The sequence below is a fragment of the Brasilonema angustatum genome (assembly GCF_059505445.1).
This window is the reverse complement of record NZ_JCACKO010000024.1, coordinates 17,440-34,544: the sequence shown is the minus strand read 5'-3', so window position 1 is coordinate 34,544 and position 17,105 is coordinate 17,440. Positions and strand designations below refer to the sequence as shown.

Sequence of the window (17,105 nt, the reverse complement as noted above, 5' to 3'; positions counted from 1 at the left end):
TTCCTACCCTGGAATGCGTAGCTAGTTCCAGGCTCTAGAACCAGAAGATTAAACAGGTGTATGGGTTAAGCCAGTGTCTTTTGGATATGCCGACTAATAACATTGTCGAAGCTAACTTAACCCCGAAAGGGAGGCTCTACGGAGCAAACCGTTATGCGTACAGGGTGAAAGATGTCAGTTCGTAATTGCCCGAACGAAAGTAGATTGCCCTAAAGGGTTCGCCAGTCGCCTACAGAGGGAAACCCTCTTGCAGCGCTGGCTCACAAAACTACACGGCTTTGAGTAACCCCAAGGCGGTAATGGTATTTACAGATATTTAAACGGCTAAAAATAACGCCGCGTCGTGTTTCCTCTTTGGTCTAAAGAAACAAAGTTTCCACACTTGCGCGAGGTCAGCATGAAAACTCCTATATATGTCAATGAAAACCCTATAAATAAGACTGAAGTGATCGGTTTAGTTTAGATATCATATTAGACTAAACGGTTTAGTTTGACAGGCAATGGAACCATAACTATGCTTGAACACTCGAACCTAGAGGGTTCATCTGAGCTAAAACCTACATTTCGTCTACCTTTTCTTTTAGTTATACTTGCAACTATAACATCAGGTGGTATCAGTGTTTATACAGTACAAAAATTTCAGAATGAGGCGAAAGCAGCAAAACAGCAAGCAGTACCTGTAGTACAAGTAACAACAGTAACAGCCCTAGGACGATTAGAGCCAAACGGAGAAATCATAAAACTTTCTGCACCAGCATCAGCAGAAGGAAGTCGGGTTGAACAGTTGCTTGTGCGCGAAGGAACTAAGGTGAAGCAAGGGCAGCTGGTTGCGATTTTGGATAGTCGTGATCGCCTGAGTGCAGCACTAGCAGAAGCACAAGAGCAAGTACGAGTCGCCCAAGCAAATCTTGCCCAAACCAAAGCGGGTGCCAAAAAGGGTGAAATAGACGCGCAAAAAGCAGCTATTGCTCGCCTGGAAGCAGAACAAGGCACAGAAGTTCTAGCACAACAAGCAACTATTGCCCGCTTAGAGGCAGAAAAGAACACGCAAATCGAGGCACAAAAAGCAACCATTGCTGAACTGCAGGCACAGCTAAACAATGCCCTGGCAGAATACCGACGCTATCAAACACTTTATCAACAAGGGGCGATTTCTACCTCGTTCCAGGATACCAAGCGCTTGACTCTGACTACAGCGCAGCAAAAAATAATAGAAGCACAAGCAAACCTCAAACGCTTCGATTCATCCGGAGAACAACAACTGGCAGAAGCACGAGCAAACCTCAAACGGATTCAAACATCTCGCGATCAAGAACTCAACGAAGGTAGAGCAACCTTAGCTAAAATTGCAGAAGTCCGCTCTGTGGATGTTGCAGCAGCACAGGCACAAATAAATCAAGCTATAGCAGGTGTCAAAAAAGCAGAGGCAAATTTAAGACAGGCTTTTGTGCGATCGCCCCAAGAAGGAGAAGTCTTCAAAATTCATAGCCGTCCTGGAGAGTTAGTCTCTAATGACGGTATTGTCGAGATGGGGCAAAACGCTCAGATGTACGCAGTTGCAGAAGTTTACCAAAGTGACATCAATAAAGTACGTTTGGGGCAACCAGTACGGCTACTCAGTGATTCTGTAGCGGGTGAATTGTCAGGGATTGTAGATCGGATTGATTCGCAAGTTCTACGGCAAAATGTGATCAACAGTGATCCCACAAGCAATATTGACTCCAGAATCGTGGAAGTGCACGTAAGACTTGATCAGCCATCTACCGAGAAAGCAGCTAAATTCTCGAATTTGCAAGTCAAGGCGGTGATTTCACTGTGATTGGACTGATAACCCAGCAAATTCAGCAACTAAGGGGGCGAACGCCACTAGGATGGCTGCAACTGAGTCACGAAAAAGGGCGCTTTTTAGTAGCATTAGCAGGGATTGCCTTCGCTGATGTTCTCATGTTCATGCAACTGGGGTTTCAAAGTGCATTGTTTAACAGTAACACCAGACTGCATACTGCGATGCGTGCAGACATTTTTTTAGTCAGTCCCCAAGGACGTAACCTGGCATATTTGACGACATTTCCTCGACGGCGATTATTCCAGGCGATGGATATACCAGGAGTAAAGTCAGCGGAGGGAATGTATCTTGGCTTTCTTGATTGGAAGAATCCGGAAACGCTTAAGAAAACTGGAGTTCTTGTAATAGGAATTAATCCTAATAAGCCAGCCTTTGATTTACCGGATGTTAACCGTCAATTAAATGTTCTCAAGCTACCGGATACAGTTTTATTTGACCGTGGTTCTCAAGGAGATTACGCCAAGATAATAGCCCAAATCGAGCAAGGGAAATCTGTTACCACCGAAATAGAACGGCGGACACTCAATGTTAGTGGCTTATTTAAAGTCGGGGCTTCCTTTATTGCTGATGGTAGTTTGATAACCAGCGACCAAAACTTTTTGCGACTCTTTCCCAGACAACAAGCAAACAGCGTGAATCTAGGTTTGATTCAGCTACAACCAGGTTATGACCCACAGAAAGTATCAAATACCTTGAAATCTTATCTGGGGAGTAGTCAGGATGTCAAAGTCCTGACAAAAGAGGAATTTGTTCAATTTGAGAAAGACTACTGGCAAAAAAGTACTCCCATCGGCTTTATCTTTAGCTTGGGTGCAGCAATGGGCTTCACGGTAGGGGTGATTATTGTATATCAAGTCCTTTCTACCGATGTGAATGCACATATGAAAGAATACGCCACTTTCAAAGCAATGGGGTATCGCAACGCTTACTTGCTAGGAGTGGTGTTTGAAGAAGCAATCATTATGGCAGTATTAGGTTTTCTACCTGGCATCAGTGTATCCCTGGGACTATATGCTCTTACTCGCAACGCTACCAACTTACCAGTGTTGATGACAATAGCACGAGCCATTCAAGTACAGATGCTGACGATAATTATGTGTATGATATCTGGGGCGATCGCCACTCGTAAAGTCCAATCTGCTGATCCAGCTGACATGTTCTAAATTCATGTTGTACAGAACTAGAGGACTCAAAGACGCACCGGACGCGGAGAATAACTAATAACTAATGACTAATATAGGACTCCTATTTGATTTTTGAAAAAAGCTCAGTATGCCTATTCCCTGTTCCCTGTTCCCTGTTCCCTTTTAATAATGACTAATGATTAATGACCAATGACCAATGACTAATGACTAATGACTATGACGAATGAAGCTGTTATCTCTATTCAAAATCTCAACCACTACTTTGGTAAAGGTCAACTCCGCAAACAAGTGCTATATGATATCAACTTAGAGATTAACGCTGGTGAAATTATCATTATGACAGGTCCGTCTGGTTCTGGGAAAACCACACTTCTGACCTTAGTAGGTGGGCTGCGTTCTGCCCAAGAAGGTCGTTTACGGGTGTTAGGACGAGAACTTTGTGGTGCGAATGCAGAACAACTCACACTAGCACGACGCAATAACGGCTATATTTTTCAAGCACACAACCTGCACGGTAGCTTAAGCGCACTGCAAAACGTCAGGATGGGCTTGGAACTTCACAAGAGTATAACTCCAGCAGAAATGAAAAGACGCTCAGCCGAGATGCTAGAGTTGGTAGGATTAGGGGAGCGTGTTAATTACTACCCGGATGATTTGTCAGGAGGACAAAAACAACGGGTTGCGATCGCCCGTGCCCTGGTGAGTCGCCCCAAAATGGTTCTCGCGGATGAACCCACCGCCGCCCTTGATAGTAAGTCGGGTCGAGATGTGGTGAACCTAATGCATAATTTAGCGAAAGAGCAAGCTTGTACGATTTTGTTAGTGACTCATGATAATCGTATTTTGGACATAGCTGATCGCATTGTCTACATGGAAGATGGTAAGTTAGCGAAAGCTCCTGCTACCGTTGGATAGCAAGATATATTAATGGTCATTACCGCCCATCACCAATCAACACAAAAGGTGACCAGAAGAAAGGATGGCTCTTAATCTGGCTCAATTTCGCCTGACGCAATGCCTCATCTTTGCTCATCCCCTTCTTAAGATTCTGGTAAAACTGCACCATAATTGCTTCAGTGGTTTTGTCATCCGCACTCCAGAGACTGGCAATTACGGCTTTTGCTCCGGCGCGTTCAAATAAGTAAGCAAGTCCAGCAATTTCTTCACCATTAGAGTTGGTTTGTAAAGCGGTTTGACAGGCACTCAAAGCAATTAAATCTACATTTTGCAGTCCCAACAAAGCAGCATCTCTAATGTTGAACCTTTGGTCAGCAAATAGCAAAGTGTTCTCTTCTAGTCCCAATTTAGGACAGCCACCTTTTTGGAAACACCCATGCGTTGCTAAGTGAAGCAGAGAAAAGCGAGGAGATTGGATCTTGAAAGTGTTGAGCGTGGCTTTACTGTTCACAAACGCTTCACTGCCTGGGAAAATTTGAGTAATACTTTTGACCTCTGCTTCTGCTCCGTCTAGCGCCAAGGGTTTGTTTGGAACAGGGTTGCCAAACGCCAGCACCTTTTTTGCAGATGCAGCGGTTTGTGTTCCTTTAGCTTGAAGGGAACGAGTAGACAGGCGAGTTAAGTAGCTAACGGGATACTTTTGAATGAGGTATTGGTCAGTTTTACTATCGTAGAGTGCTTCAAAGGGAATGTAGCGGAGCTTGCCTGTGGCGATAATGCTGAGTTTTTTGGGATTAGTTGCTTGAATTTCAGTTTCAACTGGACGAATCAGCAACTCATAGAGTTTTTCTAAATTGTCGAGGAATGTATCATCATTACGGTGTGTTAGTTGATTATAAGTTTGTGTCAATAGGGTATCAAATTTAGCGGGGTCAACAGGTACTTTAATTACTTTCGGTTTGTCTCTAGTTAAAACAAACAAAGCGATTGTATCTGGGGCATTTCCACTGTTGCTGAGTGGGACAGGCTGAATGACTGTTGTACCTTCGGGGATAATGGCTTTTAGTTGAGCAATGTCGGTGGGTTTGGTTTCAAACAAATCCGCCACTTCCGTAAAGCGACTTCTCATGTCTTCGGCTTGCTGATTAAGCTTTTCCTGTAATTTATTCACCTGTTGAGATAGTTCTGGTGTAAATTTTTGTTGCAATTCCTTTCGCAGACTTTCCAGTTGAATGTTGCTTTGATTCCACTGCTCAACAGCTAGCTGTGCTTGTGGATTGGCAACTTTGACCTTAACAAGGCGAGAATAATCAGCAAGGTCAGCAGTGGTAACAAGGTTTGCCCATTCAAAAGCCCTTTCCTGTTGGTTTTGATTGATAAGTAAGTTAATTAGGGCAATTACTGTGCTTTGTTCGCTTTCTAAAAACGTTTTGCGATTTTTTTGCTCCACACCACTACGCAATTGTAAGTAAATGCTAGCAGATTGCTCCAATTTTTTGATGGCTTCAGTCGGTTGCTTAGTATCTTGGTAGACAAGACCGATGTTATAGAGGGCTCTAGCTTCCCCTCTTCTATCGCTAACGGTACGGAATAGGGCAAGCGCTTGATTGCAGTAAGGGAGTACTTGCTGTTTTTTTCCTAAATCAAAGTAAACTTTCCCGATGTTGTTGAGGGTTGAAGCTTCCCCACGTCTATCGCTAACGGTACGGAATAGGGGAAGCGCTTGATTGAAGTAAGGGAGTGCTTGCTGTTTTTCTCCTAAGTCGGAGTAAAGTTGCCCAATATTATTCAGGGTAATAGCTTGACCACCTTCGTCGCCCACCTTAACTCTTAACAGAAGTGCTTGCTGGAAATTTTCGAGTGCTTTGTGCTTATTTCCTAAGTCGGAGTAAAGTTGCCCAATATTATTCAGGATAATAGCTCGACTACGTTTGTCTCCCACTGCAAGGGGAAGCGCTTGGTTGAAATTTTCGAGTGCTTCATCTTTTTTTCCTAAATCAGAGTAAAGTTGCCCAATATTATTCAGAGTAATAGCCTCACCACTATTGTCGCGGACGGCACGTTTAAGGCGAAGTGCTTGCTCGTAGAATTCGATTGCTTTCTGTGTCTGTCCTAATGCGGAGTAAACTAGTCCAATATTACTCAGGGTAGTAGCTTCACCATACTTCTCGTCCAGCGCCTGAAAAAGGGGAAGCGCTTGGTTGAAATTTTTGAGTGCTTCCTCTTTTTTTCCTAAATTAGAGTAAAGTAGCCCGATATTATTGAGGGTAGTCGCTTCACCCATTTTTCCTTCTTTGCTGCCCACAGCACGGAATAAGAGAAGTGCTTGATTGGAAAAATACAGTGCTTTTTGTTTTTCTCCTAAATCCGAGTAAACTCTGCCAATACTAGCGAGAGTCAACGCTTGTTGAAATTTGTTGTCTACTTGATGCCACAGCTTAAGTGCTTCTTGCCATTTAACAATTGCCTGTTTTAGTGATTCTCCTGTACCTTGCTTGAAAAGTACAAGTCCTTCATCATAAAGCTTTTTCGCAACAGCACGGGTTGCATCTTGCTCTGTGGTTGCTGTCAGTTGCCCACTTTGTAGTCGATAACTTCCAGGAAAAGCACGGGCAGCGGTGCCCATCTCTGAGAGCAATAGAATACTAATACCTAGAGTTATGTAGCAGTGCCTCACTATTGGGAAAAGCCACTTTTTCTGTTTATTTCCCTTTTGCTTTGTCATAACCGCACCTTTAGTCTGGAAATCCTATTGGTTACTTTTAGAACCTTGTAGCTTGTAGGTAGATTGCACCTACACCATCAAAGCTAGCGGTCACTAGGCGTTACTTTTATCGTCATCTTTCCAGCGGGTTCAAACTGAATCTCATCTGCTACATATAAACTCTTGACAGCGACTGACTGAATTGGACGCATTTGTCTGTGATTCATCACTGTTGCCAGATCTACACTTGCTTGTCCCAGTTTAGAATCCAGTAACTGAAACGCATTGAGTGGAATACCCGACCAAGTGCTTTGCTTTGCTTGTGCGTTATCCTCTCCCCGGATGACCTGCTGACCATCGCTGTCATGAACCAGAGCATCTCGTCTGAAGGTTACTCGTTGAATCTGGGCAATCTGGAGTGTGCGAGAATCACTATTGCCGGAAATCTGAATTGTTTGCCCTTTTGAGTCAAATGCTGTTACCTTTCCCGTCATGGAACTCCGATTCTTTAACACCACATTCGCAGTAGTGGGTAGCGCCAAAGGAATCGGCTTGTTATTAGTCGCCTTTTGAGTTTGAGCTATTTCAACAGTGCCACTCACCGCTTTGACATTTTCTACTGTTCCAGCTAAAGCGACCACTAACGCCAAACTCAGTGTCTTAAAAAAAACTTTCATATCTCCAAGTAAGACTAACGAGATGGGGATTAATACGCAAGAAGTGAAGTCAGTCTGAATAAACTATCACTATGAGTATAAAATCACAAAAAATACTCTATGCTCCGGAAATTTTCTGAGATTTGTTGAAAAGTATGTCTGAAATCACTTGGCAAAGTTTGCTAAAGTCAGTAATTTTGGGGGTATTTGCTGAATTTTTATATTTAATGAATAAATACTACTAGACTACCAAAGGTAAGTATTTGCACCCGCTCGTTGTTTCTCGTATGCTAGTGAGGAATAGCCATTTTTGGGTAAGCCTTGCCATCGCCATGTACTGAGATGATACTGAAATTGTGTGTAACAATAAAGAGATACACTCCCTCTTTTTTACAACACTGGCTGTAAACGAGATACTAGTTTGAAGCACTCCTTTAGTAGCTTTTGTCGCTCATCATGTCCCCAAGCTCTCAAAATTCTTCCAGCACCAATCTTCTTGGAAGCTTCGCTGGTCTTGTCGGCGTTTTTAGTATTTTTCTTTACTTCCTTGGCTGGATATATCGTTGGGCTTACTTTGGATTCTTTCAAATAGAAGTTACTTCCTTAAGCTTACCCCTAGAATCTTTTTTGCTAGTACCACTTCAAGCTATTCTGGGAAACTTTTGGATATTTTTTCGGGCAATATTTGTTTTAATTGTGACGCTTTTATTAATGAAAGCTACTCTCTGGTTGATTAGCTCTCCAAAGGCAAGCACCGCACCCAGTACCTCAAAATCACCCATCAGCAGATTTACGCAAAAATTGCACAGTTTTTGGTTGTTTAAGCCGTTGCGTTCCTTTGCTCAACTTTTCCCCTTGCCCTTACGTCATGAAATCGTTGTTGTTCTTTGGATTTTAGCTGCCTTGTTTTGGTTAGGACGCTGGCAAGGTAATGCTGATGCTTATCGGGATGCAGTTAACGCAACCTCTACAAGACCTCTCGTTACTTTAGTCAGCCCTAGCGATAAGTTAGCGTTGGGACGCAATTTGGATGACCTGTTGACCAATCCCCCCCTCAAGGGTTCCCGCATTATTGGGGATGTAAAGCAGTTCAGACAGATTTTTGGACGGGAAACAAATGATACAACAAATCCAAAGCAACTTATTGTTTGGCGATTACTAATTGAGAACAACAACTGGGTTTACCTCTTCCCAGCAATGCCCTCTGGAGCGAAATCCAATCAGCGTCCTCCAGTATTGGCAGTTAATACAGGTGATGGTCGAGTACAGTTGCTGATTCTCAGTCGTCCCAAAACGTTTCTGTAGAGCTAGTGGTAACTAATTTTTTGTTTTCTCATCAATCCAACCGATCCATCAATAACTCAGACCAAAACAAACTGCATTAAAATCTTGGCCCCTCTTCAATCATGGAGCGAATTGACGTTTTATCCAACGCCACTTCTCGCCGCAGTTGTTCCATAAGAGCGATCGCTTCCTTAATCGATTTTTTCGTCGTCGGCTTTCCCCAAGCGTTATATTGCGGTTCCGGTTTCTCTAATGCTGCAACTTCCGCATTGGGTAACGGCTGTACAACTACCACCACCTCAACAAAACTCTCTTTAAAATCAGTGGGCGTCTGGATTTGCAATATACCATCAGCCCCAATATGCGTTCGTAATTTCATCGTTTCCATATCAGCCCACCTGACTCATCCTCAACATTGCTCCGCCGTGTTTTAATACTAAGTTAGGAAACGACGCTATGCAAAATCTATCCACAATCGCTGCTTGCGGCACTGGGCGATCGCGCGATAGCTTCACTGCTGCGCTCCGCGCAGATCGCGTTAGTTTTAGTCAAAATTGAGAAAGCAGGACAGCAGTTAACGGAGACAAAAACATGAGCGTAACTATTCCCTTACATGCCATAGAACTCGCTCCCGGTAGCCAGATTGCCATTCATAACTTGTCCTGGCAAGACTTTGAGCGACTTCTCGAAGACTTGGGAGAAAAACGCAACACCCGCATTGCTTACTACCGAGGAACCCTAGAAATAATGTCCCCGTTAGCATTACATGAGCGTCCCCACCGCATCATTGCTTACATTATCACCACAATTTTGGAGGAACAAGGACGCAACTGGGAAGACTTCGGCTCGACAACTTTTAAACGTCCAGACATTGCTGGGGTTGAACCAGATACCTGCTTTTATATTCAAAATGCCAGCGAGGTCAAAGGATGTACCCAAATGGATTTAACCGTATATCCTCCCTGTGACCTTGCGGTTGAATCTGATGTTACCTCAAAAACAACCCTCAACGCCTATATATCTCTGAGGGTTCCGGAAGTGTGGATTTACAGCAACCATCAACTAACCGTTTATATTCTCCAAGCTGACGGCTACATAGAATCTCTCCTCAGTCCCACCTTTCCTAATTTACCCGTAACTGAACTTATTCCCCGACTGGTGCAAAAAGCAATTGATGACGGAACTAGTCAAATGCTGCGAGAACTGAGAGCTTTGCTACGCGAATAAAAGCTTTTTGAATGCGTGAATGTTAGCGCAGCGTGCCGCAGGCAGCGAATTCAAAGGCAGCGGTACTAGACAGATACTGTCGTCCCAAAGTTCTTTTTGGCATCTTGGCGTGAGATAATCGTCCTGTTTTCATTTCATGCGGCGATATAAAACGCACGACTTCCACCAGCTAATGAAAAGATTCAATAAACTTTGGTTTTATAAAGCATTCAGGATGACCGTGATTGTACTGCTAGTGCTGGGGCTATCGCTAGCGGGGCTTGTCACCTATGCTGTCAGGCAATCGTTTCCAGTAGAAACTGGCACGGTTCAAATACCTGGGTTGAAAGCTGAGGTGAAAGTCGAGCGCAATGACTGGGGAATTCCGCACATTTACGCTGCCAACTCCCATGATTTATTTATGGCGCAAGGTTATGTCCACGCGCAAGACCGTTTCTGGCAAATGGACTTTTGGCGACACATTGGCTCTGGGCGACTTTCAGAAATGTTTGGTTCTTCGCAGCTCGATACAGATAAATATCTGCGGACAATGGGTTGGGCAAGGGTGGCGCAGCAAGAAGTGAATCAACTAGATACGGATATGAAGGCAAACCTGGAAGCTTACGCTGATGGTGTGAATGCTTATTTACAGGATCACCAAGGTGTTGCACTGAGTTTGGAATATGGCGTGCTGCAATTCCTCAATCCTGGCTACAAACCAGAACCTTGGCAACCGCTTCATTCCCTCACATGGGGCAAGGTGATGGCTTATGATCTCGGCACGAATCTTGATAGTGAAATTGAACGTAGTATCTTGCTCAAAACCCTGACTCCTGCTCAGGTAGAAGAACTATTTCCACCTTACCCTGAAAACCTACCAGTGATTTTGCCTGAGTTTCAAGTGGGTAAAGCAGTGAGTACAGCAGATGTTTTCTCCCCTGTGAGTGGTGTAAATACTATCATCTCTGCCTTAGAGTCAATAACCAAACCGATGACTGCTTTAGAACAATTGCTAGGTTCTACTACTGGAGTCGGTATTGGTTCCAATAGCTGGGTAATATCAGGTCAGCGTACGACGACTGGTAAACCCATCTTGGCGAATGATCCTCACTTGGCTGTACAAATGCCTTCTATCTGGTATGAGGTTGGTCTGCATTGTACACCAAAAGGTGCGGATTGTCCATACAATGTGAGTGGCTTTTCGTTTGCTGGAATGCTGGGTGTGATTGTCGGTCATAGCGATCGCATTGCCTGGGGTGTCACCAATGTCCTATCAGATGTGATGGATTTATACATCGAGAAAATCAACCCAGAAAACCCCAATCAATATGAGGTTAACGGCAAATGGGTGGATATGCAACTGGTGAAACAGACGATTCAAGTTGCGGGGAGTCAGCCGATTGTCCAAACAATACGCTACACCAGACATGGCCCGATACTCTCCGATATTTCTCCTAAGCTGAAGCAGTTCAAACCAAACGAGCGGGTAGAACTACCGCAAAACTATGCCGTTGCTCTCCGGTGGACGGCTCTAGAACCCTGCCGACTCGTTCACGCTATTCCCCAAATAAATCGCGCTCAAAACTGGCAAGAGTTCCGCGCTGCTGCGAAAAACTTTGACGTACCTGCCCAAAACTTGGTCTATGGTGATGTTGAGGGTAATATCGGCTACCAGATGCCCGGTAAAATCCCTGTGCGGACAAAGGGGAATGGGCGCTATCCCGTTCCTGGTTGGACGGATGAATATGAGTGGCGTGGCTATATTGATTTTGAGCAATTGCCAAGAAGTTTGAATCCATCTCAGGGTTATATTGCTACCGCCAACAATTTGGTAGCTAAGAATTATCCTTACCTAATTACCACCGACTGGGTTTATGGCTACCGTGCACAGCGTATTGTCGAGATGATTTCACAAGCTACTAAGCCAATTTCTCTAAGTGATGTGCAGGGGATACAAGGTGATAATCGAAACTTGAACGCACAGACGCTAGTCCCATTGTTGCAATCTCTTTCTTTGGATACCCCGCGCTTGCAAGCAGTTCAGAAACTACTACTTGATTGGGACTTGCAGTTAGGAATGAAATCGTCAGCGGCGGCGCTGTTTGAGGTGTTTTGGAAGCATTTGCTTGCAGATACGTTTCATGATGAGTTGCCAAAAGAGTACTTTCCGGATGGAGGCGATCGCTGGTACGCTGTAGTAAATAATCTGGTCAAACAACCTAATAGCTCCTGGTGGGACAACCACAACACTCCAACCGTGGAAAATCGCGACCAAATCCTACGTCAAGCTTTCACCAAAGCTGTGAATGAACTCGAACACCTTCAAGGCAAAAACCCGAAAAGCTGGAACTGGGGCAAACTGCATACCATCACCTTTCGCAATGCTACCTTGGGTAAATCTGGGGTTGCTCCTATAGAAGCTTTATTTAACCGTGGCTCCTTTTCCACTGCGGGTAATGGGGAAACCATTAATGCGAACCGTTGGAAAGCAAACAAATCCTTCGAGGTGACAGATATTCCTTCTCTACGAATGATTGTCGATTTGGGAAATTTGGACAATTCAGTTGCGATTCACACTCCCGGACAATCAGGTCATGCTTTTCACACTCATTACACTGATATGATTGACCCTTGGCGCAAGATTGAATATCACCCAATGTGGCAACACAAGAAGATAACAAGGAACTCTGCTGCAACATTGAAGCTCATTCCTATTCACGTGAATTAACAAAAATCCTCACCCAAGTCATCCGTCGATGAAGGGAAAATTGAAGAAACTGAAGGTGAATTTTGTGAGAATTACGAGTTACAAAATTTCATAGAAGATATTCCGTACGGTGTTCTGCTGGCGTTTCTTGCGGCTGAATGCACTGCGAATTTAATTCGCTGCGTAAGTCTTTCTGAGAATGAAGAAAGTCGAATTTTGTATGAGCAGATCCTAAATCAAGTCAGTAAATGATGGTAACTATCCGCTGTTGGTTTCAGCATCAGAAATAAACCCCGTTTCTTTGAGCAGTTGTTGTAGTTTTGCGTGATCAAATTTCGTATCTTTCTTGTTATTTCCCCACATATCAGAAAAAAAGTCTTGCATCAGCGTAATAATGCTGCGGTATTTGATGATGCTAGCAACAAAAAACTCATCTAACTTCATAATCCCGTCAGCATGGATCTGTTCGATGTTGTCGAGTAATATGGATCCCACTTCATAAGGTTGTAAACCTTCTTTTATGCCATATTTTTCCATTATCCTGCGTTTATCGTTCTCTGAACATGAATAATAAAACGGTCGAATGACGTGTCCAAGATTCCGCAGGACTTCGCCATAGTCATAAAATGTGTGCTGCTTAAAGAAAGACTCTTCATCTTTCGTCAACGCAAAACTCTTATCAAGTACCAAACCAAAATCGGTCAAATATATCTGCTCGCCGTCGGTGAGGACGTTGCGAAAATGTGCGTCGAAATGGATGATTCCCTTCTTCCTCAAAAAGTCAATCGTCGTGCGTAACTCATCCAGAGGTTTCTGAAGTTTGTTGGGGTTTTCCTGCAGCCATGTTTCCAGAACATGCGGTATGTATTCAAGGAACAGAATCAACTCATAGTTGGCGTTAGCTCTATCTACCACATAATTCCCAGCATTCTCACTATTTCCCCAGTACTCCACATAATCTTTTAGACGTTCCATATCCACATCCGTCCGCCACCCAGAGAATGGAATAATCCGATAATGGTACATTAGTGGGAAGGTGACAATTGCTTCTTCCAACACCCAGTTGGTGGTTTTGATGTGCGTCACAAGTTCACGGAAGATCCCAAAACTAGTGGAACGTAAGTTGTAATTACAATAAGTTGGCAGATTATAGAGGTTTCTGGTGGAGAACAGGTTGTCATGTTCGATATTCGTTACTGGAACACGTTTCACAAAGACCTTGGATTCCCCAAGGACGATGGTGTGATTTGTTCCCCAGCCCGTGCCCGACTCATTCGACTCACTATTCTCAAACAGAGAACGCAATTGTCCATTATCCAACTGAGCAATTTGTGAACTGAGCTTGAAGTACTTTTTCCTTCTAAGTTCTATATGATTCTTAGCCATTTCCCCCCGTCCAAGAACAGTATGAGAAACACTATGAATAAAATACGAGCAGTTTCACACTTTCAGGTGAAAAAAGCTAAAATCAACGTTTTTCCAATGTCACAGACGTGAAATAACCTCGCGACACAAGGAGCTTCACGTCTGTACAACTTCAAACCATTTCTGAAGGTGTTTCCATCACTGCCTGAGGCTGAGGTTGAAACATGAACAGAGAGTATACCACATCTCGGCGAATATTGGTCATCATATCCAAGAATAATTCGTACCCTTCGCTCTTGTACTCAATCAGCGGGTCTTTTTGACCATAACCCCGCAGTCCTACGGATTCCCGCAGAGCATCCATTTGTTGCAGGTGTTCCCGCCACAGGGTGTCAATCCGCTGTAAAATAAAGAATCGTTCGGCTTGCCGCATTAATCCTGGTCGAATTTGGTCAACTTCTGCTTCTTTGAGGTCATAGGCAATACGCACTTGTTCGTGCAAGAAAGCTTTGATTTCACTCATTGCCATATCTTCTAATTGAGCGGGTTGCAAGTCCGCTAGCAGATAGACAAATTCTTTGACTTTATCAACCAACTTGTCCAATTCCCATTCTTCTGAGGGTAAGTCTGGGTTGATGTAGAAATCCACGATGTCATCCATCGTTTTTTCAGCGTACTTGATGACCTGTTCTTTGAGGTCTTGCCCTTCTAGCACCCGACGGCGTTCGGCGTAGATGGCACGACGCTGGTTGTTCATCACCTCGTCATACTCAAACACCTGCTTACGGATATCGTAGTAGTAGGTTTCGACTTTTTTCTGAGCGCCTTCCAAACTGCGGGTGAGCATTCCAGATTCGATGGGCATATCCTCTTCTACTTGGAAAGCATCCATTAGGCGTGCGACGCGATCGCCACCAAAAATCCGCAACAGATTATCCTCCAAACTCAGGAAAAATCTTGTTGAACCGGGGTCGCCTTGGCGTCCTGCACGTCCCCGCAACTGGTTGTCGATCCGTCGCGACTCGTGACGTTCAGTTCCAATCACGTGCAACCCACCCAGTTCTACCACTTCATTGTGTTCACTGTTGGTGAACTCTTCGTATTGGTGCCTAATGCGGTTGTATGCTTCCCGCATTTTCTGAATCACTGGGTCATCCGTGGGAGCTTTTTCTGCTGCCACAGCGACTTTATCTTCTGCTTCCAGTTCCGGTAAGCTGCGATCGCCATACTCCCGTACAGCTGCTTCCACTGATTCTTTGAGGAGTTTCTCTATTTCTTTAGAAAGCGAAGTTGGAAAAACCTGTGGTGAAGCCTTCCAAGTTTTGACTTTCTTACCTGGCACAAAACCTTGACCTCCGCCGCTTGCTGAGGACGGTAAACCAACCGCTCTGTGAATGTTAAACATATCTTCATCTTCCGGCTTGACTATCCGGGGCATGAAGTATTCCCGCATCTTCAGACGCGCCATATACTCGGCATTACCACCTAAGATAATGTCAGTACCTCTTCCCGCCATGTTAGTCGCAATCGTCACTCCTCCTTTGCGTCCCGCTTGTGCGACAATTTCTGCTTCGCGTTCTACGTTCTCTGGTCTGGCGTTAAGCAGTTCGTGGGGAATTGCCATTTCTCTTAACAACTGGCTGAGATATTCCGATTTTTCGACGCTAGTTGTTCCCACCAGGACTGGTCTGCCGAGATTGTGCATTTCGGCACATTCTTTGGCGATCGCCCCCCACTTGCCTGCTTCGGTCTTAAAGACCATATCAGAAAGGTCTTGGCGTCTTCTCGGTCTGTTGGTGGGAATAATCGTGACTTCCAGTTTGTAAATTTTTTCAAACTCGGCTTCTTCTGTCTTCGCTGTTCCGGTCATACCACCGAGTTTTGGATAAAGCAAGAACAGGTTTTGGTAGGTAATTGTTGCCAGAGTTTGAGTTTCAGGTTGAATTTCTACCCGTTCTTTTGCTTCAATTGCCTGGTGCAGTCCATCACTCCAACGTCGTCCTGGTAAGACTCTACCAGTAAATTCGTCTACGATGACAACTTCTTCGTTGCGGACAATATAGTTGACGTCCAGCAGAAACAGTTCTTTTGCCTTAATCGCGTTGAAAACGAAGTGTGCCCAAGGATCTTCAGGGTCAAATAAATCTTTTACGCCTAAAAGTTCTTCTGCTTGAGCAAAACCTTCATCGGTGAGCAGAACGTTACGAGCTTTTTCATCCACTTCATAATGTTCTTCTTTCTGCAGCGCTATTGCGATTTCGGCTGCTTTTAAGTATTTTTCTGTAGGTCTTTCTACTTGCCCAGAAATAATTAGTGGAGTCCGCGCCTCATCAACTAAGATAGAATCTACCTCGTCAATCACACAGTAGTTAAATGAGCGCTGCACAACATCTTTGATATCTGTCGCCATGTTATCGCGCAGGTAATCAAACCCTATCTCGCTGTTAGTAACATAGGTTATATCACAGTCGTAGTTTTTCTTGCGCTCAGATGGCGTCATGCTCTGCTGAATCAGCCCTACGCTCAATCCCAAGAAGCGATGCAGCTGTCCCATCCATTCTGCGTCCCGACGAGCCAGGTAATCGTTTACAGTGATGACGTGTACACCTTTTCCACTCAGGGCATTCAAATAACTTGGCAAGGTAGCAACCAAAGTTTTGCCCTCACCAGTTTTCATTTCGGCAATTTGCCCTTTATGCAGGATAGCACCGCCTAAAAGTTGAACATCAAAGTGCCGCAACCCTAATACTCGTTGTCCTGCTTCCCGCACAACTGCAAAAGCTTCTGGCAAAATATCATCCAGAGTTTCGCCTTTCTTCAGACGCTGTTTCAACTCTGCCGTTTTGCCCTTTAGTTCTTCGTCTGAAAGCGCTTTTATGTCTTCCTCTAGAAGATTAATTTCTGTAATGAAAGGTTGATATTTCTTAAGTTTACGAGCGTTGGGGTCGCCCAACAAAGTCTTTAGCATGGCAGATTATACAAAATCAAGGGGATGGGGATAAATAATGATTGGGACTGATTATAAACTCCTAACCCAACCGATCCGGGTGTGCTTTTGGATGGGTTGTACATGAGAATTTGGTAAAAAACACGCGCTTATAAACACCCAATCAGTTTGCTATTAGGTTTGGTTTTATTTTTCAGCTTAAATTTAAACTGTTTTTATAGTATCATTTCACCTCCAGATGAAGGCAGATAAGCCCGACCAAGCAGAGGTCGTGATTGCCCCAAAGGAAGGATGGGGCGGAGGGGCGGAGGGGCGGAGGGGCGGAGGGGCGGAGGGGCGGAGGGGCGG

Annotated in this window: 11 protein-coding genes; 6 read left to right on the top strand and 5 right to left on the bottom strand. The window is 44.4% G+C overall.

The window, feature by feature from the left end:
- The first annotated feature begins 514 nt into the window (after positions 1 to 514).
- The 3 genes from AC5JM2_RS06170 to AC5JM2_RS06160 all read left to right on the top strand — a co-directional run bounded on the left by AC5JM2_RS06170 (position 515) and on the right by AC5JM2_RS06160 (position 3,906).
- Entirely contained in the window at positions 515 to 1,819 is a 1,305-nt protein-coding gene (locus AC5JM2_RS06170) for an HlyD family secretion protein (RefSeq protein ID WP_495834028.1), read from the top strand.
- Positions 1,816 to 3,009 carry an ABC transporter permease DevC gene (gene devC / locus AC5JM2_RS06165; RefSeq protein WP_495834027.1) on the top strand — a complete coding sequence of 398 codons (1,194 nt, stop codon included), beginning with the start codon at positions 1,816 to 1,818 and terminating at the stop codon, positions 3,007 to 3,009. Before AC5JM2_RS06170 ends, devC begins: the two co-directional genes overlap by 4 nt.
- Positions 3,010 to 3,207: 198 nt before the next feature.
- Positions 3,208 to 3,906 (top strand): DevA family ABC transporter ATP-binding protein, encoded by a 699-nt coding sequence (locus AC5JM2_RS06160; RefSeq protein WP_495834044.1) that lies wholly within the window; start codon positions 3,208 to 3,210, stop codon positions 3,904 to 3,906.
- Between the two features lie 19 nt (positions 3,907 to 3,925).
- Here the strand turns inward: AC5JM2_RS06160 and AC5JM2_RS06155 are convergent, their stop codons facing one another.
- Positions 3,926 to 6,613, bottom strand: coding sequence for a CHAT domain-containing protein (locus AC5JM2_RS06155; protein ID WP_495834026.1), 2,688 nt, complete (start codon positions 6,611 to 6,613; stop codon positions 3,926 to 3,928).
- Positions 6,614 to 6,696: 83 nt separating this feature from the next.
- On the bottom strand, positions 6,697 to 7,269 hold the full coding sequence (locus AC5JM2_RS06150; protein ID WP_495834025.1) for a hypothetical protein: 573 nt from the start codon (positions 7,267 to 7,269) through the stop codon (positions 6,697 to 6,699).
- A gap of 435 nt (positions 7,270 to 7,704) precedes the next feature.
- On the opposite strand from AC5JM2_RS06150, the gene AC5JM2_RS06145 reads away from it, so the two are divergent.
- Entirely contained in the window at positions 7,705 to 8,553 is an 849-nt protein-coding gene (locus AC5JM2_RS06145) for a hypothetical protein (protein WP_495834024.1), read from the top strand.
- Between the two features lie 76 nt (positions 8,554 to 8,629).
- On the opposite strand, the gene AC5JM2_RS06140 is transcribed toward AC5JM2_RS06145, so the two are convergent.
- A complete protein-coding gene (locus AC5JM2_RS06140) occupies positions 8,630 to 8,920 on the bottom strand; it encodes a hypothetical protein (RefSeq protein ID WP_495834023.1) in 291 nt (96 codons plus the stop codon).
- A 203-nt stretch (positions 8,921 to 9,123) separates the two neighbouring features.
- Here AC5JM2_RS06140 and AC5JM2_RS06135 point away from each other — a divergent pair, with 203 nt between their 5' ends.
- Both AC5JM2_RS06135 and AC5JM2_RS06130 read left to right on the top strand, forming a co-directional pair.
- Positions 9,124 to 9,759 (top strand): Uma2 family endonuclease, encoded by a 636-nt coding sequence (locus tag AC5JM2_RS06135; RefSeq protein ID WP_495834022.1) that lies wholly within the window; start codon positions 9,124 to 9,126, stop codon positions 9,757 to 9,759.
- 172 nt (positions 9,760 to 9,931) lie between these two features.
- A complete protein-coding gene (locus tag AC5JM2_RS06130; protein ID WP_495834021.1) occupies positions 9,932 to 12,466 on the top strand; it encodes a penicillin acylase family protein in 2,535 nt (844 codons plus the stop codon).
- Positions 12,467 to 12,703: 237 nt separating this feature from the next.
- Here the strand turns inward: AC5JM2_RS06130 and AC5JM2_RS06125 are convergent, their stop codons facing one another.
- Both AC5JM2_RS06125 and secA read right to left on the bottom strand, forming a co-directional pair.
- Positions 12,704 to 13,831, bottom strand: coding sequence for a BUD32 family EKC/KEOPS complex subunit (locus AC5JM2_RS06125; RefSeq protein ID WP_495834020.1), 1,128 nt, complete (start codon positions 13,829 to 13,831; stop codon positions 12,704 to 12,706).
- 151 nt (positions 13,832 to 13,982) lie between these two features.
- Entirely contained in the window at positions 13,983 to 16,778 is a 2,796-nt protein-coding gene (gene secA, locus AC5JM2_RS06120; RefSeq protein ID WP_495834019.1) for a preprotein translocase subunit SecA, read from the bottom strand.
- Positions 16,779 to 17,105: the final 327 nt, after the last annotated feature.